This window comes from Acinetobacter sp. 789_lipA (assembly GCF_058242845.1).
On the sequence record NZ_JBZAYS010000001.1, the window covers coordinates 1,701,325 to 1,723,756 of the forward strand.

Consider the following 22,432-nt stretch of genomic DNA (forward strand, 5'->3'; position numbering starts at 1 on the left):
AAACCACATAATGCGCGCACAGTTTACGGCTATGTAGCTCAGTTGGTTAGAGCACCGCACTCATAATGCGGGGGTCACAAGTTCAAGTCTCGTCATAGCCACCATTTTTATAGATCATGCTCTCAGCATGATCTTTTTTTTTGTGGGAAAGAAAGGCTGTGAAACTATCTTTATTTACTTGCCATTTCTGAAATGGTCTTGTGGTTCACTGCACCGTTATTTCGATATTTAAACCAAAGCTGTGACTGCGGACATTTATGATATTTTTAGAACTTCCCCTCGCAGTGAAGGTTTTCAGGCGTTAAATTGATCTGCATCTGTAAGTCTTGAATGTGTTGCCAATTGGCTTGATGTTCGGGCAATGTAAAGATTTGATGATCGACTAAATTGAGTTTTTTTAAAGATATGTGCTGACTTGCACAGTAGCGTCCTTCGGCTCTTTCTAAAGCCAAGTTTTGCTGTGCTGTTGGGCTTAAGCGATCAGCCGTCAGGATTTTTTGTTGTCCTTTGGCATAGTTGACCAATATCTCTCGATCTTTTAGGCTAAATAATAGGTTGGAGTTGATATAGGTCGCTACATCACGCCGTACACCGTTATAGTCGGTGATCATGGGGGAAATCAGCTGACAACTGCTCAATGCTGTAGTACTCAGGATGAAGAAAAAACAGACTCTCTTTTTCATTATCTTTCTCGTAAATATGCATAACTTGAATATAGCTTGCAGTATGAAAATAAGTTTAAAAAGAGTGGGTTGCTGAAAAATTGATAGTTTAAAGTGTATTTGTTTATGGAATAACCATTTGTGTGTAAAAAAGGTTGACGCTTGTCTTTGAACTTTGCATAATGCGCGCACAGTTTACGGCTATGTAGCTCAGTTGGTTAGAGCACCGCACTCATAATGCGGGGGTCACAAGTTCAAGTCTCGTCATAGCCACCATTTTAAAAGACCAAGCTCTCAGCTTGGTCTCTTTTTTTGTGCGTAAAAAATAGATTTGAATATGTCGATATAAAAAAGCCCAAACACATGTTTGGGCTTTTTTATTGGAGAAAGTGCTTATAGGCCAGCTTTCCAGCCATTCATGATTGGGTAGCGACGTTCACGGCTAAATGCACGTGAGCTGATACGCGGACCAATTGCACCTTGGCGACGTTTGTATTCATTGAAATCAACCAAACGAATTACTTTTGCAACCACTTCAGCATCAAAGCCTTTGCCAATGATGTCATCTTGGCTCATATCTTCTTCGATATAGGCATACAAAATGGCATCCAGTACATCATATGGCGGTAAAGAGTCTTGGTCTTTTTGATCTGGACGTAGCTCTGCTGAAGGTGGGCGAGTAATCACACGCTCAGGAATCACTGGCTTGTCTGAAATGCTGTTACGGTATTTCGCAAGTTCAAACACAATGGTTTTATACACATCTTTCAGTACTGCAAAACCACCCACCATGTCACCATAGAGCGTGCAGTAGCCCACCGCCAATTCTGATTTATTGCCTGTAGAGAGGACTAAATTACCAAATTTGTTGGATAAACCCATCAGCAGTGTACCGCGGGCACGTGCTTGTAAGTTTTCTTCAGTTGCATCCGCAGGGCTGTTGCCAAAGAACGGATAAAGCGTTTGCATAAAGCTGTTCACAATCGGGTTGATTTCAGCAATCCCAAAAGTCACCCCCATACTCTTCGCTTGTTCAGCAGCATCTTCTACACTGATTTGAGCGGTATAGGTATATGGCATCATTACGGCTTGGACTTTGTCGGCGCCAATCGCATCGGCTGCAATTGCAAGAGTTAGAGCTGAGTCGATCCCGCCTGATAAACCCAAAATCACTCCAGGGAAACCTGAGCGTTGTACATAGTCACGGGTCGCCATTACTAAGCTTTGATAAATCTCAGCCATAGTGTCTAAAGCAGGCGGCAGAGCATTGGCCTTAAAGGCTTGTTGTTCTGCTTCGTATTCAGCTAAATATAGGGATTCTTTAAAGCTTTCTGCTTGAAGTACAACCGAGCCATTTTTGGCAATCACGAAGCTTGTACCATCAAAGATCAGGTCGTCTTGACCGCCAACTTGGTTGGCATAAACCAAGTTGAGGTTCATTTGTTTCGCCAATGCAGACATGGTTTCAACACGGTGCTGCGGCTTACCGACTTCATATGGTGAAGCATTTAAGACCAAAGCCGTTTCTACATTGAGCTGTGCCAGTTGTTGTACCGTTGATAGTGACCAAACATCTTCACAAATCAACACACCAAACTTATGCCCCAGATATTCAAAAACAAGGTGTTGATGCCCTTCGGTGAAGTAACGCTTTTCATCAAACACGCTATAGTTTGGCAAGTTTTGTTTGTTATACACACCCAAAACTTGTCCATCTTTCATGACCGCAGCGGCGTTGTAGCGCTGGCCATCTTCGCTTTGATTGACAAAACCAAAGACCATCACAATGTCTTTTACTGTTTTAAGTTGTTCAAAAACTTGTTGCGTGCGTTTGGTTAGGCTAGGACGTAGAAGTAAATCTTCTGCTGGGTAACCAATGCTCGAAAGTTCTGGAAAAATAATTAAATCAGCATTTTGTTTTTTTGCTTCATTGGCCTGCTCCAACATTTTTTGGGCATTTGCTTCAAGGTTGCCAATGTGCGGAGAGAACTGTGCAAGTGCAATTTTAAAACTTTTCATTTCCAACTAAATCCTATACCTATAGGGATATACACGACGATTGAGTTTGTTATAGCTATAAGTTCTACGTGGTGTAAGTGACGATAAACAAATAGAAGTATTAATCAATAATAAGTGCGAATACTATATACGAAATGCGATTTTTTTTAAGGGATATTCTAAAAAAAATCCGTAAATGTCCTTAAAAAGAACAAATTATTCTAATGTCTTTATGGAGTGTGATTGTGTGGTTTCAACCGCTTTTACAAAAAATACAGCAAAAGTTTGAACTTAAAAATCGGCCCTTGACTGAAGGGGAGCAAAAGCTCGCCAGCAGCATTTTTGGGAACAGTCTGAACATGGATTCGGTTCGAATTATCGCGCATCGGGCAGTGCTGCCTCATTATGCGATTAGCCCCAATGGACATGTCTATTTTAATATCAAAGACTGGTGCGAAAATTTTGCCGATCAATCCATTCATCAACAAGCCTGGTTGATTCATGAGCTAACGCATGTTTGGCAAATTCAGCAGGGACTCGCTGTAGTCCGTCAGGCACTTTTTAACCGTCAATATCGCTATGCATTAAAACAAGGGAAGCAGTTTTTAAGCTATGGCATTGAACAGCAGGCGCAAATGGTGCAAGACTATTTTCTCAAAAAACACTATGGCGAAGAGTGCTCAGCCTATGAGCAGTGCATTCCTTTTGTGGCACACAAAGCCTCGTTCTGACCCCGATAGATAAATCTGTGGAGTGATTGTTAGACAACAGATTTTAAAGTCATAAATTGCAAATCATTTGAAGAAAAATGCCAGTGGCATGGGGGAAGCGGACTCTTATTTTGAATGCAAAGCACAGGTAAAAATCGTGAGATTGAGCCTGAAAAATGAGCTAAAAATAAGAAGGAATGTCCTATGCGTATTGCTCTTCCATTGAAAGGTAAAGCCAGCCAAATTTTTGCAGGACCAGTATTCAATGCTGAAAAACAGTCTGCGATTATTCCGATTCGGCATATGAAATTTGACTTTGAAGCTGAGAAAATTGATCCCAAATTTTACTTAAATGCAGAGCTAGCGAGTGCTTACTTTGCATCACTCTCGATCTTTCTGACCTATGGTGAAGACTTGGTGATTGATACCGCCCGTTATCACCGCGATTTCCTCTCAGACCCTGTATTAAAACAACGTGTGACTTCTTTAATTGGACAGGAGGCACTGCATTCAAAGCTACATGAAGAATTGAACGATACTTTTAAACAGGTTGATTTACCCGTTGGTATTTTTCGCTATTTAGCTGAAATCGTTTTTGATTACGGTTTTAACCGCTTACCGCAGCCGATGAAATTGTCTTTAATGGCAGGCATTGAACATTTTACTGCAGTGCTGTCTGAATACATGATGAACCATGAAGAGATTTTCTTTGATTCTCAAGATGAAAAGCAACGGGCGATTTGGATGTGGCACATGCTAGAGGAATCTGAGCATAAAGACATTGCATATGATGTGTTTCAATCACTTTCCAATAACTATGCCTTACGTATTGCGGGTTTTTTCCCAGCCCTTATCACCATTTTGCTGCTGATTTCAGTGGCGTCAGTTTTTGTCCCGTTTTATCGTAAACCGTCTAATTTGGTGAGTCTCAGTTATTGGAAGGATGTACCGCGCAGTTTCAGTCTCTTGTTTGGGCTAAAACGAGGTGTTTATGGCAGTAGTTGGAAGCATATTTTTGATTATTTACGCCCGAGTTTTCACCCGAATGATTATGATACTTCTGCATTTTTAGATTATTACAAAGAGCGTTTACTACATCCTGAAACGGGAGTGTTAACCCCCTATTTCACCAAAGAATTTACTCCAGTACTGAAATCATAAAAAGGAGGTTATGACATGGGACTGTTGAGTAAAAAAAATAAACCAAGTCAAAAGGCCTACGCAGTTGTAACTGGTGCAGGTAGTGGAATTGGTCGTAGCTTTGCACTGGAACTGGCAAAACGCGGTGGTGATGTCATCTGTGCAGATATTGATTTAAGCTCGGCACAGGAGACGGTAGATTTAATTCAGTCGATGACATCTACGTCAGCCTATGCGGTGCATTGTGATGTTGGATTAAAAGAATCTGTACACGCTCTGGTTGAGCAAGCGGAACAGCTTTTGGGACATCCTGTCACCTTGCTCATCAATAATGCCGGAGTTGGGCTAGGTGGTAAGTTTGATGAGGTGTCGCTGGAGGATTGGCAGTGGTGTATGCATCTCAACCTGTGGGGGGTAATTCATGGTTGCCACTACTTTGTGCCCAAGTTTAAACAGCAAGGTTTTGGTGCCATTATCAATGTGGCATCGGCAGCGGGCTATACCGCAGCCCCTGAAATGACAGCGTACAACGTGACTAAGTCTAGTGTTTTGGCACTATCAGAAACCTTAGCTTCAGAGCTTCAGGCTTATAACATTGCAGTCAATGTGCTGTGTCCGACCTTGGTGCCCACTAATATTATGAAGAATGGGCGTTTGCCAAGTCGCTATTCTGGACTGGCTGACAAACTGCTGATGAGCCATGCGTTTACCACCAGTGATGCTGTAGTCAAAAAAACATTAAATCGCTTAGATGCAGGCAAGCTTTATACTATTCCACAACCCGATGCCAAATTGTTTTGGTGGATGAAACGCGCATCGCCAAGCTTATACGTCAAGCTTTTAGGTTTGGGTTATCCACTGTTTAATCAAATCACAAAATAAGAATAGAGAAAAATGAATATGGAAACGCAATTAGAGATCGAGCAAGTAGATGTGCAAGCGCCGTCTGATCAAATGCGAGATCAAACTACCACGTCAAAAAGTACGGAAGCTCAACCTAAGCAGACCCGTAAAAAGGCTGTGCTTCGTCCTAAAGCCGTACATACTTACGATACCATTGTTGTGGGAGCAGGGATTTCGGGCATTGCTGCGGCTTATAAAATGAAACAAGTTGGTTATGAGGATTATCTGGTTTTAGAAAAAGCGGATAGGGTCGGCGGTACGTGGCGTGATAATAATTACCCTGGCTGTGGCTGTGATGTACCTTCGGCGTTGTATTCATTTTCCTTTGCACCTAGTCATCAATGGAGCCATTTATTTGCGAAACAACCTGAAATTTTAAGTTACTTGGAACAGGTGGTTGAGCAGTTTGAATTGCAAGACAAAATCCGATTTCAGCATGAGTTGCTCAGTGCAAAGTGGAATGAAGAGGCGAGTATTTGGCAACTCGAAACTTCTCAGGGGGCATATCAAGCACGAACCGTGATCTTTAGCACAGGGCCGATTACAGAACCGTCCTTACCTAAAATTAAAGGGATAGAGGGGTTTAAAGGAGAAATGTTCCATTCAGCCCGTTGGAAACATGATTATGACTTAACGGGGAGGCGGGTTGCAGTGATTGGAACAGGTGCATCTGCCATTCAGTTTATTCCACAAATTCAGCCGTTGGTGAAAGAGTTGATCGTATTTCAGCGTACTGCAACGTGGGTTTTGCCCAAAGCGGATATGCAGCTGAATGCTAGTGTGAAGTCGCTGGTGGCCAAATTCCCGATGATTCAGCAAGGCTGGAGGAAAAGTGTTTCCAGTATTTTAAATGCGATCAACTTTGGGCTGCGTCATCCGTCACTACTTGAGCCAGTCAATGTTTTAAGCCGTCAATTATTAAAATTGCAAATACAGGATGACACCCTACGTAAAGCCGTAACGCCTAACTTTTCGATCGGCTGTAAGCGACTTTTATTTGCCAACAATTATTATCCAGCACTGCAACAAGACAATGTCACGTTGTTGCCACAAGGTTTGGTCGAGATTGATGGACAGGGTGTCATTGTGGCAAATGGGGAGCGATTTGAGGTCGATGTCATTATCTGGGGGACCGGTTTTGAAGTGGCACATCTTCCAATTGGCCAGCGTGTATGGAATGCTCAAGGTGAGCGATTGGCTGACCTTTGGAAGGAAAGTTCTCCAGAAGCGTACTTGGGTACAAGTTTGGAAAATGTGCCGAATGCCTTTTTGGTATTGGGCCCAAATATCTTGGTTTATGACTCTTTTATTGGCATTGCTGAAGCTCAGATTCAGTACATTGTAGATGGTCTACTAAAAATGAAGCAGCAAGGCTTTAAACGTATGATGGTAAAACGAGATGTTCTGCGTTATCACAATGCTAAGGTGCAAACCCATTTGAAAACCACCGTATTTAACCGAGGTGGTTGCTCAAGCTATTATTTAGATCAAAATGGCCGTAACTTCGCGGCTTGGCCGTGGTCCTTGGCTGAGTTAAAGCAACGTTTATCTGCGCTTGAGCTAAAACACTACGATGTTGTTGAAGCTTAAAGTAGCCACATTAAGTATTAAAAAAAGCCTGAGTCTGTTCAGGCCTTTTAATACTTTAAGGGTGTGATTCATGAATGGTAGGTTTAGAGTTCAATATATAAAAAAACCACCCATGCGGGTGGTTTTTTGTCTATCAACGCAGACCGAATTAACGGTTGATGTCGCGTTGAACTTCGCCAGTGTAAAGCTGACGAGGGCGACCGATCTTGTACGGACCGCTGTGCATTTCTAACCAGTGGCTGATCCAACCAACAGTACGTGCAAGCGCGAAGATCACTGTAAACATTTCTGTCGGGATACCAATCGCTTTAAGGATGATACCTGAGTAGAAGTCTACGTTCGGATATAAGTTACGTTTGATGAAGTATTCATCAGAAAGCGCGATACGTTCAAGTTCCATAGCAAGAGCAAGCTGTGGATCGTTAATGCCAAGCGCACCAAGAACTTCGTCGCAAGTTTCTTTCATTACTTTCGCACGTGGATCGAAGTTTTTGTACACACGGTGACCGAAGCCCATGAGTTTAACTTCTTTAGTTTTCACTTTTTCCATGAAGTCAGCAACGTTCTCTACAGTGCCGATTTCATCAAGCATCTTAAGAACAGCTTCGTTTGCGCCGCCGTGAGCAGGGCCCCAAAGTGCTGAGATACCTGCAGCGATACATGCATATGGGTTCGCGCCAGTAGAACCAGCTAAACGTACTGTAGAGGTAGAAGCATTTTGTTCGTGGTCTGCGTGAAGCGTGAAGATACGGTCCATTGCTTTAGCAAGGATAGGATCTACTTTGTAATCACGGTCTGCTGGAGTAGCAAACATCATGTATAAGAAGTTTTCAGCGTAGCTTAAGTCGTTACGTGGGTAAACGAATGGTTGACCTACAGTGTACTTGTAGCTCCACGCAGCCAAAGTAGGTACTTTAGCAATTAAGCGAATCGCTGTAATTTCACGGTGATCAACATTTTCGATGTCTAAGTTGTTGTGATAGAACGCAGAAAGCGCACCAACTACACCAACCATGATCGCCATAGGGTGAGCATCGCGACGGAAACCATTGAAGAAGCGGCTAACTTGATCGTGAACCATAGTGTGGTTACGAACTTTAGCATCAAATACTTCTTTTTGTTCAGCTGTTGGAAGCTCGCCATTGAGAAGTAAGTAGCAAGTTTCTAAGTAGTCAGCTTTAGTTGCTAACTGGTCGATTGGGTAGCCACGGTGTAAAAGCACACCTTTGTTACCGTCGATGAAAGTGATTTTAGACTCGCATGCAGCAGTAGCCATAAAACCAGGATCAAAAGTGAAGTGACCTGCGGCCAATACATCCTTAACGTCGATTACATCTGGGCCCAATGTGCCGCTGTAAATTGGTAATTCAATTTCTTTGCCATCAAGCTGTAAAACGGCTTTTTTGCCAGTTGCTTCAGACATTCAATAGATCTCCTGTCCTGGTGAATGATTTATCTGACTCGAAATACTCATCTTTTAATGCACGAATCAGACGGATTAAAAATTTGCTCTAAGAGTAGAGAGTGCTGAAATTTTGTCAATTATACTTATGGATAAAATGATGACTTCCGAAGTTATAGTTAAGATTTAATCCATTAAAATTTGCATAAAATCACAGCACCGACACACTATAATAAGTTAATTCAACGAGCAAGTGCATAAATAAAAAATGTTGCTGGCGCAATTGTAAGCAGTTTTATATTGAAAAAAGCGCTTGAAAAGAAAAAGAATTCAAGTCGTCATATATTTACATTTATTATGATTCTCGTAACTTACGCATCATTTTAAAAAGAAAATGCTGCTTTCGTAGTCATTGTTAAAAACAATAAGTGACTCAAAAAAAATGATTTAATTGTATAAAAAATAGCTTATTTGGTATTTCGAAAACGGTATATCAGTCACTTTTTTTATTTATACGGATGTGAAAAATTGTTTTAATTAAAATTTATTACGAGATATTTCAATCTTGTAGGGGATTAATCTGTTGCACCAACATCATGCATATTTATGCCACTATGTTAAAATAAAATAATGAACATTTTATATATAAATAAAAAAATGATTAAAATAAAGCAGTGAAATTAGCCAGTTTTAAAAACAAGACTTTTTTGTGCATCTTTAGTCTAAAGTCGAATTTTACCGTTTTTGTATAAATTTTAGCGCTTGAATTTGGTGTTTATTTTATAAAAACCAACCATATAGCTGAGATTTGAAGCTAAAGTATTGTAGCGCAAGGTATTTATCTATGTGTTAATGATTCTTATTTAAAGAATTTTTATGCAAAAAGGCCAAGGGCATTGTTTGTATTTTGATAGTTCACGTCTTATAATTCAGTGTCGTTTTAAGTTCAAACGCTATTTAATTTAGAGTTTTAAAGTAGCTGCTGAACAATGCCAGCTTTCCTTCGAATTAATTCCAACAAACTCCGGATGGAGTTTTTACTTACAGGATGCCCGCTGTGAAAAGCAACAGACCTGTCAATTTGTCCATGGGTCAAGTTTTAGAAGTAAACTTAAAATCCCCTGTGGCTATTGCATCAATCTTACACCGTCTATCAGGTGTCATCGTATTTTTACTCGTACCGGTACTTCTATGGATCTTAGACAAGTCATTGTCTTCGCCTGAAGGATTTGCTCAAGTTCAGGCTATTTTTAATAGCTTCATTGTGCGTTTTGTCGTATGGGTATTTGTAGCCGGCTTAATTTTCCACTTTATTGCGGGCGTTAAGCACTTACTTGCAGATATCGGTATTGCTGAAGAACTGCAAAGTGGTCGTATCGCAGCTACTATTTCATTGATCTTGTCTGCAATCGGTATCGTTGCGGCATTTGTATGGATTGTTATCTAATGAAAAGTGCTACTGGTTTAACGGGTTCAGGTTCTCGCGATTGGTTTATCCAGCGTGTAAGTGCTGTCGTATTAGCGGTTTATACAGTTGTTGTTTTAGGTTGGATCCTATGCAATGGCGGTTTTAGCTATGAACAGTGGTACGGCTTTATGATGACAGCTCCAATGAAGATTTTATCTTTATTGGCCGTCTTATCTCTTGTTGCACATGCATGGATTGGTATGTGGCAGGTATTCACGGATTATGTGACTACTCGTCAAATGGGTCCTTCAGCTTCAGGTTTACGCCTTGTACTGACTTCAGCAGTAATTATTGCTGTATTTGCATATGCGATCTGGGCAATCCAGATTTTTTGGGCGAATTGATAGGAATAGATCATGGGCGCTATAACCCCTAAAGAAGATTACACAAATATTCCACACGAAACTTTCGATGCTGTCATCGTTGGTGGTGGTGGTTCAGGTATGCGCGCGTCTTACCAACTTGCTCAAGCTGGTTTGAAAGTTGCTGTTTTAACTAAAGTATTCCCAACTCGTTCGCACACAGTTGCAGCGCAGGGTGGTATTGGTGCATCTCTTGGTAACATGCAAGAAGATAATTGGCACTACCACTTCTACGACACTGTTAAAGGTTCTGACTGGTTAGGCGACCAAGACGCGATCGAATTTATGACGCGTGAAGCGCCACAAGTGGTTTATGAGTTAGAACACTTGGGTATGCCATTTGACCGTAACGCAGACGGTACGATTTACCAACGTCCATTCGGTGGTCACTCTGCAAACTACGGTGAAAAAGCAGTTCCACGTGCATGTGCTGCTGCTGACCGTACAGGTCACGCACTTCTTCACACGCTTTATCAAAGCAACGTGAAAATGGGTACGCAATTCTTTGTTGAATGGATCGCGCTTGACCTGATTCGTAACGAAGCAGGTGATGTTCTTGGTGTAACAGCAATTGACCAAGAAACGGGTAAAATTGCAGTATTCCAAGCCAAAGCGACATTGTTTGCTACAGGCGGTGCGGGTCGTGTTTACCGTGCATCAACCAATGCTTATATCAACACTGGTGACGGCCTTGGTATGGCTGCGCGTGCAGGTATTCCATTGCAAGATATGGAATTCTGGCAGTTCCACCCAACGGGTGTTGCTGGCGCAGGTGTATTGTTAACTGAAGGTTGTCGTGGTGAAGGTGCAATCCTTCGTAACGATGCAGGTGAGCCGTTCATGGAACGCTATGCACCAACTTTAAAAGACTTGGCACCACGTGACTTCGTATCACGTTCTATGGACCAAGAAATTAAAGAAGGTCGTGGTTGTGGTCCGAAGAAAGACTACATCTTGCTTGATATGACGCACTTGGGTGCTGAAACGATCATGAAACGTCTTCCATCTGTATTTGAGATTGGTAAGAAATTCGCGAACGTTGACATCACCAAAGAGCCAATTCCAGTAGTACCAACAATTCACTACCAAATGGGTGGTATTCCAACGAATATCCACGGTCAAGTGGTTGTGCCTGAAGGTTCTGAAACGGAAGCATTTGCAGCACATTATGACAAAGATAGCGATATCTATTCGACTAATGCGGGCGATCGTAACTTTACGAAACCTGTTAAAGGCTTCTATGCAATTGGTGAATGTTCTTGCGTGTCTGTACATGGTGCAAACCGTTTAGGTACGAACTCATTACTTGACTTGGTTGTATTTGGTAAAGCTGCGGGTGAGCACATCATCGACTACGTGACTAAACATCACGGTGATGAATACCAACCACTTCCTACGACTGTACTTGAGCAAACTGTTGCACGTATCCGTAAGTTAGATGACTCATCTACAGGTGAAAATGCGCAAGAAGTTGCAGATGCAATCCGTGACATCGTTCAAGACCATGCTGGTGTATTCCGTACAACTGCACTTCTTGAAGAAGGTGTGAAGCAGATTCTTGCGATTGAACCACGTGTACGTAACATTCACTTGAAAGACAAATCTAAAGTATTTAACACAGCGCGTGTAGAAGCTTTAGAAGTTGAAAACTTGTATGAAGTGGCTAAAGCGACATTGATTTCAGCAGCAGCTCGTAAAGAGTGCCGTGGTGCGCATACGGTTGTAGACTTTGAAGAGTCGCCTGATCACCCAGCTTACCCATATGGTCGTCGTGATGATGAGTGGATGAAGCACACATTATGGTTCTCTAGCGATAACCGTCTTGAGTACAAGCCAGTGCGTTACAAGCCATTGTCAGTTGCTGCAATTCCACCTAAACCACGTACATTCTAATTAGGAGAAGTAAGATGAGTAGAGGTACTCGTACATTTAATATCTACCGCTACGATCCTGATAAGGATGCAGCGCCGTACATGCAAACTTTCAAGTTAGAATTGACTGATAAGCACCGTATGTTGCTTGATGCGCTTCTTGCATTGAAAGTACAGGATGAATCATTAACATTCCGTCGCTCATGCCGTGAAGGTATTTGTGGTTCGGATGGTGTAAACATCAATGGTAAAAATGGTTTAGCGTGTCTTTGGAACCTAAACGACTTACCAGAAGTGATTACAGTTCGTCCTTTACCTGGTTTGCCAGTGGTTAAAGATTTAGTTGTGGATATGAATCAGTTCTACGATCAGTACAACAAAATTCATCCATTCTTGATCAACAACCAACCTGCGCCACCAAAAGAGCGTTTACAGTCTCCTGAAGAGCGTGAGCACTTAGATGGTTTATATGAATGTATTCTTTGTGCATGTTGTTCAACTTCATGCCCATCATTCTGGTGGAACCCAGACAAGTTCTTGGGTCCTTCAGCGTTGTTGAATGCATACCGTTTTATCATCGACTCTCGTGATACAGCAACTCAAGAGCGTTTGGCTCGTCTAGACGACCCATTCTCGCTATTCCGTTGTAAAGGTATTATGAACTGTGTATCAGTGTGTCCTAAAGGTTTGAACCCAACTAAAGCAATCGGTCACATCCGTAATATGCTTTTAGATGCTGCGGGTTAATCTGTAGGCTGATTTATCAGTTAGAAAAAGCACACCTTTGGGGTGTGCTTTTTTATTTTATAGTTAGATTTTTGTTATAAAAAATAAAGTTGAGTGAAAGCGTGAGCTTGGCACTATTTTTGTTTGTGATAGGTGACTTTTGTGGAAATTGCACCAGATTGGTGAAAAGCGCGGCGATTTAAAACAAATGTCATAAATAAGTGCAAGTATGAGTCTGCAAAAAAAGTTATGAAGATGTTAATATGGATGTTGTTGATGGGGAGGGCATATTGAAAGATGATGCTCTCTTTTCGTATGTGTTTTTTGGAGTAGACTTTGGTCTACGTTGAAACTCGGTTTTATTTAAAGCACCATATATTAGATGAAATTTTGATATGTGTATTTCGCCAATTTATGAAAGGTATGTGTCAAAAAAATCAATTGAAATATGGGGAGTATGTTAAAATTTTTGCACGTTTATATTTAAAAAATGCGCGCTAAATATGTACATTAATTCAACATTTAAGCCGCATTAGAGCGAGTATAAATGAAGGGTTAGTCGCTTTAGAAAAAATAATGCATCGCCTTATTTTTTCTAAGTCGATTTGCAAAAAATTGCTCGGTTTTGGCCGGGTATGAATGAGTGATGATGCCGCTGAGGGCGTTATGATTCATTGTCACATTGGGTAATTCTAATGTAGTGATAACGCCTCATGGCATCCGCCTTATGGGGACTAATGTCATGTTACCAATTTGACATTACTAATCATGGGTTCGCTTAAAAAGCATCCTGAAATGTTTTTGCAATAGGAAATGGGTCCACAAATGCAAGAAGTTGCTGACGCATTGCGTCTTGACACTGAACTTTCCGCTGATAGTGCAGCGTATATTGAAGAACTTTATGAGCAGTACTTGGCTGCACCAGACTCAGTAGAAGCTGACTGGCGTGCATACTTCGATAAATACCCGAAAGGTGATCAACCACACAGCAATGTACGTGAGCAATTCTTATTACTAGGTCGTAATTCAAGTCGTGTTCAAGCAGTGGTACAGAGTTCTGTTAGTACAGAACATGAGCGTCGTCAAATTGGCGTACTACAACTGATCGCAGCGTACCGTAACCGCGGTCACCAAAAAGCGAAGCTTGATCCTTTAGGTTTGGCAAAACGTGAAATCGTGCCGGATCTTGACCTTGCTGCACATGGCTTAACCCAATCTGATTTCGACACTGTATTCAATACAGGTAATCTTTTGATTGGTAAAGATGAAGCAACTCTAGGTGAAATGGTTCAAGCCATGGAAGCAACGTACTGTGCTTCAATTGGTGCAGAATACATGCACATTGTTGATACCAAAGAAAAACGTTGGATTCAACAACGCCTTGAAGGTGCACGTGGTCAATTCAACTTCACTGCAGAACAGAAAAAACACGTATTAGAGCGTTTGACTGCGGCTGAAGGCCTAGAAAAATTCCTAGGTAATAAATACGTTGGTGCAAAACGTTTCGGCGTGGAAGGTGGTGAATCTTTCATTCCAATGGTTGATGCTTTAATTCAGCGTGCAGGTTCTGTAGGTTGTAAAGAAGTGGTCATTGGTATGCCACACCGTGGTCGTTTGAACCTTCTTGTAAACATCATGGGTAAAAACCCAGCAGACCTATTTGGTGAGTTCGAAGGTAAGAGCTTACATAAAAAAGGTTCTGGTGATGTTAAGTACCACCAAGGTTTCTCTTCAAACGTAATGACTCAAGGTGGCGAAGTTCACTTGGCATTGGCGTTTAACCCATCACACTTAGAAATCGTCGGCCCTGTGGTTGAAGGTTCAGTACGTGCACGTCAAGTACGTCGTAAAGATATTGGTGGCGATGATGTATTGCCAGTAATTGTTCACGGTGATGCTGCATTTGCAGGTCAAGGTGTTAACCAAGAAACCTTCCAAATGTCACAAACACGTGGCTATACAGTGGGTGGTACGGTTCACATTGTGGTGAATAACCAAGTTGGTTTCACAACATCTGATCCACGTGATGCGCGTTCTACAGAATACTGTACGGACATCGCGAAAATGATCCAAGCACCGATTTTCCATGTGAACGGTGATGATCCTGAATCAGTATTGTTTGTTGCGCAATTGGCACATGACTTCCGTCATACTTTCCGTAAAGACGTTGTGATTGACATGTTCTGTTACCGCCGCCGTGGTCACAACGAAGCGGACGAGCCAGCTGCAACTCAGCCAATGATGTATCAAGTCATCAATAAGAAAACGACAACGCGTGCGCTGTATGCAGACCAATTGGTTCAAGAAAGCGTATTAGACCGTGCTAAAGCAGATCAAATGGTTGAAGACTACCGTGCTGATTTAGAAGCAGGTAAGCACGTTGCAAATGCATTGGTACTTGAACCAAATACAAAAATGTTTGTAGATTGGGCACCGTACTTAGGGCATGACTATACAGACGTATGGGATACCACATGTTCTGAAGATCGCCTAAAAGAACTAGGTCGCAAAATGCGCGAGCTTCCTGAAGGCTTCGTGATGCAGCGTCAAGTTGCAAAAGTGATTGATGATCGCTTAAAAATGCAAACTGGCGAAATTCCATTGAACTGGGGCGCTGCGGAAACTCTGGCTTATGCATCTATTTTAGATGATGGCTATTTGGTTCGTTTGACTGGTGAAGATGTAGGTCGTGGTACCTTCTCACACCGTCATGCAAAACTGCATAACCAAGTGGATGGTTCAACGTATATTCCGCTTTGCCATATCAAAGAAAATCAACCACGTACAGCGATCTACGACTCATTATTGTCTGAAATGGCGGTGTTAGGTTTTGAGTATGGTTATGCAACGACTCTGCCTAAGAGTTTGATCATTTGGGAAGCACAATTTGGTGACTTCGCAAACTGTGCACAGGTGGTAATCGATCAGTTCATCGCATCAGGTGAAACCAAGTGGGAGCGTGTGTGTGGTTTAACCTTACTTCTTCCTCATGGTTTTGAAGGTCAAGGTCCAGAGCACTCATCTGCACGTTTAGAGCGTTTCTTACAGTTATGTGCTGAAGACAACATGCAAGTGATGACACCGACTACGCCTGCACAGATTTTCCATGCTTTACGTCGTCAAGCGATTCGCCCAATTCGTAAGCCAATGATCATCATGTCACCGAAGTCTTTACTTCGTCACAAGCTTGCAACGTCTACTTTAAGTGAACTTGCAAACGGTACATTCCAAACTGTGATTGATGAAATCGACAACATCAACAAAGCAGACGTAACACGTTTAGTGCTTTGTGGTGGTAAGGTTTACTATGACTTGCTTGAGAAACGTCGTGAGCAAGAGTTGAATAACACTGCAATCGTTCGTATTGAACAATTGTATCCATACCCTGAACAACGTATTGCTGAAGTTCTTGCTCAATATCCAAACGTAAAAGACATTGTTTGGACGCAAGAAGAGCCGAAGAACCAAGGCGCTTGGTTATTTATTGCTCCTCGTCTATATGATGATGTAATGAAGTCGGCTAAACCAGTACGTATCAGTTATGCAGGTCGTGAAGCTTCTGCTGCACCGGCTTGTGGTTCACCATATTTGCATGCAAAACAACAAGCTCAGCTCGTAAATGACGCTTTAGCGATCGTAGCTGAATAACAGGAGATTCTTAGTAATGGCAACCGAAATTAAAGCACCGGTATTCCCTGAGTCAGTTGCGGATGGAACAATCGCAACTTGGCACAAACAACCAGGTGAAGCAGTATCACGTGATGAAGTGATCTGTGATATTGAAACAGATAAAGTTGTTTTAGAAGTTGTTGCTCCTGCTGACGGTACAATTGCATCGATCATTAAAGGTGAAGGTGATACTGTTCTTTCAAATGAAGTGATTGCACAGTTTGAAGAAGGTGCTGTATCTGGCGCTGCGCAAACTGAAGCAGTTCAGTCTGAAGCGAAAGTAGAACAAGCGGTTGTTCAAACTGAAGCGGGTGCTGCACCAGTCGTTGAACGTGCTCAAGTTGCTGATCAAGCGCCTGCTGTGCGTAAAGCATTGACTGAGTCTGGCATTCCAGCTGCTGATGTTGCGGGTACAGGCCGTGGTGGCCGTATTACGAAAGAAGATGTGGCAAATCACCAAACTAAACCAGCAGCTCCAGCTGCAGCACCATTAAGTGTTGCTGTGGGGGAGCGTGTTGAGAAGCGTGTTCCTATGACACGTCTTCGTAAGCGTGTTGCTGAGCGTCTGCTTGCTGCAACTCAAGAAACTGCAATGTTGACGACGTTTAACGAAGTAAACATGAAGCCAATCATGGAAATGCGTGCACAATACAAAGACGCATTTGAGAAGCGTCATGGTGCGCGTCTTGGCTTTATGTCTTTCTTTGTTAAAGCTGCAACTGAAGCGCTTAAACGCTACCCAGCAGTTAACGCTTCAATTGATGGTGATGACATTGTTTACCACGGTTATTATGACATCGGTGTAGCAGTATCTTCTGAGCGTGGTCTAGTTGTACCTGTGCTTCGTGATACAGACCGCATGAACTATGCTGAAGTTGAAAATGGTATCCGTGACTTTGCTTACAAAGCACGTGATGGCAAATTGGGCATCGAAGACATGACTGGCGGTACGTTCACAATCACCAACGGTGGTACTTTCGGTTCATTATTGTCGACTCCGATCTTGAATACACCACAAACTGCGATTTTGGGTATGCATAAAATCCAAGAGCGTCCAATGGCTGTAAACGGTCAAGTAGAAATCTTACCGATGATGTATTTAGCGCTTTCTTATGACCACCGTCTAATCGATGGTAAAGAAGCAGTTGGTTTCTTGGTAACAATCAAAGAATTGTTAGAAGAACCAGCTAAATTGATCCTTGACCTTTAATTCTAAAGAATAAAACATGGGCTTAGAGCGATCCTCTAAGCCCATTTTTGGAGATAAAAATGTCTCAACAATTTGATCTTGTTGTAATTGGCGGTGGCCCAGGTGGTTACGAAGCAGCAATTCGTGCAGCGCAGCTTGGTTTTAAAGTTGCTTGTATCGAAAAACGTATTCACAAAGGCAAACCATCATTAGGTGGGACGTGCTTAAACGTGGGTTGTATTCCGTCTAAAGCATTGCTTGATTCTTCTCACCGTTATGAAGATACAGTGCATCACTTAGCTGATCACGGTATTACAACAGGTGAAGTGAACTTTGATTTGTCTAAACTCCTTGCACGTAAAGACAAAATTGTTGACCAACTGACCATGGGTATTGATGGCCTTTTAAAAGGTAACGGTATTGAGTGGTTAAAAGGTACAGGTAAATTACTTGCAGGTAAAAAAGTAGAATTTGTATCTCACGAAGGTGAAACTCAAATTTTAGAGCCTAAATATGTGATTCTTGCAACGGGTTCTGTTCCTGTGAACATTCCTGTAGCTCCAGTAGATCAAGACATTATTGTTGACTCTACAGGCGCACTAGAATTCCAAGAAGTACCTAAGCGTTTAGGTGTCATTGGTGCGGGCGTAATCGGTCTAGAGCTTGGTTCAGTATGGCGTCGTCTAGGTGCTGAAGTTGTTGTATTTGAAGCAATGGACACATTCTTACCAATGGCTGATAAAGCCTTGGCGAAAGACTACCAAAAACTTTTGACGAAACAAGGTCTTGATATCCGTGTTGGTGCTAAAGTTGCTGGCACAGAAGTTAATGGTTCTGAAGTCACTGTTAAATATACTCAAGGCGGCGAAGAAAAAACTCAAGCGTTTGATAAGTTGATCGTTTGTGTAGGCCGTCGTGCGTATGCTGAAGGCTTATTGGCAGATGACTGTGGTATCAAACTCACTGAACGTGGTTTAGTTGAAGTGAATGATTGGTGTGCGACTTCTGTTGACGGTGTATATGCAATTGGTGACTTAGTACGTGGTCCAATGCTTGCACATAAAGCAATGGAAGAAGGCGTAATGGCTGTTGAACGTATTCACGGTCATGCAGCTCAAGTGAACTATGACACGATCATTTCTGTGATTTACACACATCCAGAAGCGGCGTGGGTAGGTTTAACTGAAGAGCAAGCCAAAGAAAAAGGCCATGAAGTTAAAACAGGTCAATTCGGTTTCGCTGCAAACGGCCGTGCAATGGCTGCTGGTGAAAATGCTGGTTTCGTGAAGTTTGTTGCTGATGCGAAAACAGATCGTTTACTTGGTATGCACGTGATTGGACCTGCTGCGTCTGATATCGTACACCAAGGTATGATTGCGCTTGAGTTTGTATCTTCGGTTGAAGATCTACAGTTGATGACTTTTGGTCACCCAACATTCTCAGAAGTGGTTCATGAAGCAGCACTTGCAGTGGATGGTCGTGCGATTCACGCAATTCAGCGTAAACGCAAATAAGACAACGAAAAGAGCGACTACGGTCGCTCTTTTTTGTTTCAGGTGTTGTCTTCTCGTGAAGAATCATCTAAAAATAAAGACAAGAAGTTTTAAAAATCCAAAATGGTTACTGTGATAGTAAACAGTTTCGGTGCAACAAAAAGTAAATAAGCAGTAATAAAAAGGTTAGTCGATGAATTTACATGAATATCAAGCTAAAGCGCTATTAAAAAAATATGGTATGCCTGTCCAAGAGGGCGTACTTGCCACCAGTCCAGAAGAAGCAGTAAAAGCCTTTGAACAAATAGGCGGAAAATTTGCTGTAATGAAAGCCCAAGTGCATGCGGGTGGTCGTGGTAAGGCGGGTGGCGTAAAAGTTGTAAAGTCAGCAACGGAAGCTGCTGAATATGCAAAAAGTATCATCGGGACCAACCTTGTAACCTATCAAACTGATAGCCATGGCCAGCCTGTAAATAGCGTACTTGTCGCGGAAGATGTTTATCCTGTAGAGCGTGAACTGTATTTAGGTGCAGTGGTTGACCGCTCAAGCCGTCGTGTGACCTTTATGGCTTCGACCGAAGGTGGCGTCGAAATTGAAAAGGTTGCTGAAGAAACCCCTGAAAAAATTATTAAAGTTGAAGTCGATCCTTTGGTTGGCTTATTGCCATTCCAAGCACGTGAAGTTGCATTTAAGTTGAACCTTAAAGATGGTCAAGTGAATCAATTTGTGAAAGTCATGTCTGCTGCGTATCAGGCGTTCATTGAAAATGACTTTGCTTTATTTGAGATCAATCCACTATCTGTGCGTGAAAATGGTGACATCCTATGTGTCGATGCCAAAGTGGGGATCGACTCCAACGCGCTGTATCGTTTACCAGAAATTGCTGCGCTGCGCGATAAGTCACAGGAAAATGAACGTGAGTTAAAAGCGTCTGAATTTGACCTCAACTACGTCGCGCTTGAAGGCAACATTGGCTGTATGGTCAATGGTGCAGGCCTTGCAATGGCTACCATGGATATTATTAAACTGTATGGTGGCCAACCTGCGAATTTCCTTGATGTGGGTGGTGGTGCAACCAAAGACCGTGTGATTGAAGCGTTTAAAATTATTCTAGCAGATACCTCTGTACAAGGGGTATTGATTAATATCTTCGGTGGAATTGTACGTTGTGACATGATTGCTGAAGCAATTATTGCAGCGGTTCAAGAAGTAAATGTGACCGTACCTGTGGTTGTTCGTTTAGAAGGGAACAATGCTGAATTGGGTGCCAAATTACTTGATGAATCAGGTTTAAAACTTATTTCTGCAAATGGCTTATCGGATGCCGCAGAAAAAATTGTTGCTGCAGTAAAAGCGTAAGGAGTATCAATATGAGCGTATTAATTAATAAAGACACCAAAGTATTGGTACAAGGTTTTACAGGTAAAAACGGCACATTCCACTCAGCACAAGCACTAGATTATGGAACTAAAGTCGTTGGCGGGGTAACTCCTGGTAAAGGTGGCACAACCCACCTTGATTTACCTGTATTTAACACCATGAAAGATGCAGTCGCAGGTACAGGCGCAGATGCGACTGTGATTTATGTACCAGCACCGTTTGTATTAGATTCAATTATTGAAGCAGTGGACTCAGGTGTTGGACTGATTGTGGTCATCACAGAAGGCGTGCCAACTTTAGACATGCTCAAAGCTAAGCGTTATCTTGAAACCAATGGCAATGGTACACGTCTGATTGGTCCAAACTGTCCGGGTATTATTACCCCGGGTGAATGTAAGATCGGGATTATGCCGGGTCATATTCACCAACCGGGTAAAATTGGTATTATCTCGCGTTCAGGCACGTTGACTTATGAGGCTGTTGCTCAAACGACGAAACTGGGCTTAGGACAATCTACCTGTATTGGTATTGGTGGTGATCCAATTCCGGGCATGAACCAAATTGATTGTTTGAAACTGTTCCAAGAAGATCCGCAAACTGAAGCGATTATCATGATTGGTGAGATTGGTGGTACGGCTGAAGAAGAAGCAGCGGAATATATTCAATCACATGTGACTAAACCTGTGGTGGGTTATATTGCCGGTGTAACAGCACCGAAAGGCAAGCGTATGGGGCATGCGGGAGCGATTATTTCTGGTGGTAAAGGTACTGCGGAAGAAAAGTTTGCAGCATTTGAAAAAGCGGGGATGGCCTATACGCGTAGCCCAGCAGAACTCGGTTCAACCATGTTCCAACTTTTAAAGGATAAAGGTTTAGTTTAAGCCTTTTATATTTTAAAAGAAAAAGCCGTATGTCTTAATTGCACATGCGGCTTTTTTGTGGAGAGCATATTGGTTTGCTCTAATATAAAAAATAATATAAGGGTTTAGAGTAACTTAATCCCAGTTGAAAATTATATTCAGCCACATAGAAAAAGCCATATTGAACAAAAGACAAAATGGTTAAATTAGAGCAAGATTTACTATGCACCTAATAATCTGAGAATCGATAAATATTTAGTGTACACTGTTTCTATAGCGGACTATGCTATATTCATAATTAAAATAATTCTTTTGAAGACATAGTATTGCAGATGTTGAAGCCTATTCATTTATTGTTTTGTCGCTGCTTATTCTTGTTCGGGCTAGCAATGAATAGTGCTTATGCTGAAAATGAAGACGTCTACTTAGCTGAGTCTTTGAGTGATGATATTTTCCACTATTATCAGCAGTTAGCTGCACAACATAATGAAGAAGAAAACGATTATACATTGATCAATAATGATTTTTATGAGAATGAATATATTCGCGTATTTAACTACTCGGCCTACAACTCGGATGGTTTAAGCCATAAATTGGGGACAGGGGAGTTTGATAGTTCAGATTTGGATGCACTCAGTATTTCATTTGGGTATGGTATTGAAATTAAAATCAACAAACGAAATAAAGTTGGATATGAGTACCTTTCAAATTTTCCTTATGATCGTGGGCAATTGATCCGTTTCTTTTGGGTGCGTTTGCACTAAATGGTTCAACTCAGTTTATTTGTAAAAAAGGTTGTAGCCATATGGTTTAGAATGTTTTCACTCAATTGTAGAGTCTAGGATGTTTACATTACTTTTGGACTTTTCTGATGGTAGGCTAATCGATTACCAAGCTAAAATAACTTAAATTTTTATAATAGATGATAGGCTTACTATGCTGAGTGAATTAGAGGGTCTATCGTTTTAACAGCTTAAATGTGTATTTTATTGAAAGTTGAATATTAAA

General features: G+C 41.8%; 17 protein-coding genes and 2 tRNA genes. 16 read left to right on the forward strand and 3 right to left on the reverse strand.

The genetic code is table 11. The features are described 5' to 3' along the window. Nucleotides 1–27 precede the first annotated feature (27 nt). Nucleotides 28–104 (forward strand) — tRNA-Met (locus tag AC4CUZ_RS08205). A 162-nt stretch (nucleotides 105–266) separates the two neighbouring features. On the opposite strand, the gene AC4CUZ_RS08210 is transcribed toward AC4CUZ_RS08205, so the two are convergent. Next, the gene (locus AC4CUZ_RS08210) at nucleotides 267–683 is read right to left on the reverse strand and encodes a hypothetical protein (RefSeq protein ID WP_335997468.1); all 417 of its coding nucleotides are present in this window, start codon (nucleotides 681–683) and stop codon (nucleotides 267–269) included. Nucleotides 684–861: 178 nt separating this feature from the next. Here AC4CUZ_RS08210 and AC4CUZ_RS08215 point away from each other — a divergent pair. Further along, nucleotides 862–938 (forward strand) — tRNA-Met (locus AC4CUZ_RS08215). A 117-nt stretch (nucleotides 939–1,055) separates the two neighbouring features. Here the strand turns inward: AC4CUZ_RS08215 and AC4CUZ_RS08220 are convergent. Continuing rightward, entirely contained in the window at nucleotides 1,056–2,681 is a 1,626-nt protein-coding gene (locus AC4CUZ_RS08220; RefSeq protein ID WP_419276352.1) for an NAD+ synthase, read from the reverse strand. A gap of 203 nt (nucleotides 2,682–2,884) precedes the next feature. Between AC4CUZ_RS08220 and AC4CUZ_RS08225 the strand changes: the two genes are divergently transcribed. From AC4CUZ_RS08225 to AC4CUZ_RS08240, 4 genes are all read left to right on the forward strand, one after another. After that, nucleotides 2,885–3,391 carry a type IV secretion protein Rhs gene (locus AC4CUZ_RS08225; RefSeq protein ID WP_419380840.1) on the forward strand — a complete coding sequence of 169 codons (507 nt, stop codon included), beginning with the start codon at nucleotides 2,885–2,887 and terminating at the stop codon, nucleotides 3,389–3,391. Nucleotides 3,392–3,574: 183 nt separating this feature from the next. Further along, on the forward strand, nucleotides 3,575–4,531 hold the full coding sequence (locus tag AC4CUZ_RS08230) for a metal-dependent hydrolase (RefSeq protein WP_419380841.1): 957 nt from the start codon (nucleotides 3,575–3,577) through the stop codon (nucleotides 4,529–4,531). Nucleotides 4,532–4,546: 15 nt separating this feature from the next. Further along, a complete protein-coding gene (locus AC4CUZ_RS08235) occupies nucleotides 4,547–5,392 on the forward strand; it encodes an SDR family NAD(P)-dependent oxidoreductase (RefSeq protein ID WP_419380842.1) in 846 nt (281 codons plus the stop codon). 18 nt (nucleotides 5,393–5,410) lie between these two features. Continuing rightward, complete coding sequence (locus AC4CUZ_RS08240) at nucleotides 5,411–7,003, forward strand: flavin-containing monooxygenase (protein WP_419380843.1); 1,593 nt, start codon at nucleotides 5,411–5,413, stop codon at nucleotides 7,001–7,003. A 148-nt stretch (nucleotides 7,004–7,151) separates the two neighbouring features. On the opposite strand, the gene gltA is transcribed toward AC4CUZ_RS08240, so the two are convergent. Beyond that, the gene (gene gltA, locus AC4CUZ_RS08245) at nucleotides 7,152–8,426 is read right to left on the reverse strand and encodes a citrate synthase (RefSeq protein ID WP_004695551.1); all 1,275 of its coding nucleotides are present in this window, start codon (nucleotides 8,424–8,426) and stop codon (nucleotides 7,152–7,154) included. A 1,027-nt stretch (nucleotides 8,427–9,453) separates the two neighbouring features. Between gltA and sdhC the strand changes: the two genes are divergently transcribed. From sdhC to AC4CUZ_RS08295, 10 genes are all read left to right on the forward strand, one after another. Then, complete coding sequence (sdhC, locus tag AC4CUZ_RS08250) at nucleotides 9,454–9,852, forward strand: succinate dehydrogenase, cytochrome b556 subunit (RefSeq protein ID WP_005400408.1); 399 nt, start codon at nucleotides 9,454–9,456, stop codon at nucleotides 9,850–9,852. After that, entirely contained in the window at nucleotides 9,852–10,217 is a 366-nt protein-coding gene (gene sdhD, locus AC4CUZ_RS08255; protein ID WP_004695554.1) for a succinate dehydrogenase, hydrophobic membrane anchor protein, read from the forward strand. The genes sdhC and sdhD overlap by 1 nt, the downstream gene beginning before the upstream one ends. Nucleotides 10,218–10,229: 12 nt before the next feature. After that, nucleotides 10,230–12,128, forward strand: coding sequence for an FAD-binding protein (locus tag AC4CUZ_RS08260; RefSeq protein WP_004695556.1), 1,899 nt, complete (start codon nucleotides 10,230–10,232; stop codon nucleotides 12,126–12,128). 14 nt (nucleotides 12,129–12,142) lie between these two features. Beyond that, nucleotides 12,143–12,853, forward strand: coding sequence for a succinate dehydrogenase iron-sulfur subunit (locus AC4CUZ_RS08265; protein WP_004982744.1), 711 nt, complete (start codon nucleotides 12,143–12,145; stop codon nucleotides 12,851–12,853). A gap of 804 nt (nucleotides 12,854–13,657) precedes the next feature. After that, nucleotides 13,658–16,480, forward strand: coding sequence for a 2-oxoglutarate dehydrogenase E1 component (locus tag AC4CUZ_RS08270; RefSeq protein ID WP_062034018.1), 2,823 nt, complete (start codon nucleotides 13,658–13,660; stop codon nucleotides 16,478–16,480). 16 nt (nucleotides 16,481–16,496) lie between these two features. Then, nucleotides 16,497–17,711 carry a 2-oxoglutarate dehydrogenase complex dihydrolipoyllysine-residue succinyltransferase gene (gene odhB, locus AC4CUZ_RS08275; protein WP_004695562.1) on the forward strand — a complete coding sequence of 405 codons (1,215 nt, stop codon included), beginning with the start codon at nucleotides 16,497–16,499 and terminating at the stop codon, nucleotides 17,709–17,711. A gap of 59 nt (nucleotides 17,712–17,770) precedes the next feature. Continuing rightward, nucleotides 17,771–19,204, forward strand: a complete 1,434-nt coding sequence (gene lpdA, locus AC4CUZ_RS08280) for a dihydrolipoyl dehydrogenase (protein ID WP_419380845.1) — start codon at nucleotides 17,771–17,773, stop codon at nucleotides 19,202–19,204. A gap of 172 nt (nucleotides 19,205–19,376) precedes the next feature. Next, nucleotides 19,377–20,543, forward strand: a complete 1,167-nt coding sequence (sucC, locus tag AC4CUZ_RS08285) for an ADP-forming succinate--CoA ligase subunit beta (RefSeq protein WP_419380846.1) — start codon at nucleotides 19,377–19,379, stop codon at nucleotides 20,541–20,543. 11 nt (nucleotides 20,544–20,554) lie between these two features. After that, the gene (gene sucD / locus AC4CUZ_RS08290) at nucleotides 20,555–21,445 is read left to right on the forward strand and encodes a succinate--CoA ligase subunit alpha (RefSeq protein ID WP_004982733.1); all 891 of its coding nucleotides are present in this window, start codon (nucleotides 20,555–20,557) and stop codon (nucleotides 21,443–21,445) included. Nucleotides 21,446–21,813: 368 nt separating this feature from the next. Further along, the gene (locus tag AC4CUZ_RS08295; RefSeq protein ID WP_227518508.1) at nucleotides 21,814–22,188 is read left to right on the forward strand and encodes a hypothetical protein; all 375 of its coding nucleotides are present in this window, start codon (nucleotides 21,814–21,816) and stop codon (nucleotides 22,186–22,188) included. Nucleotides 22,189–22,432: the final 244 nt, after the last annotated feature.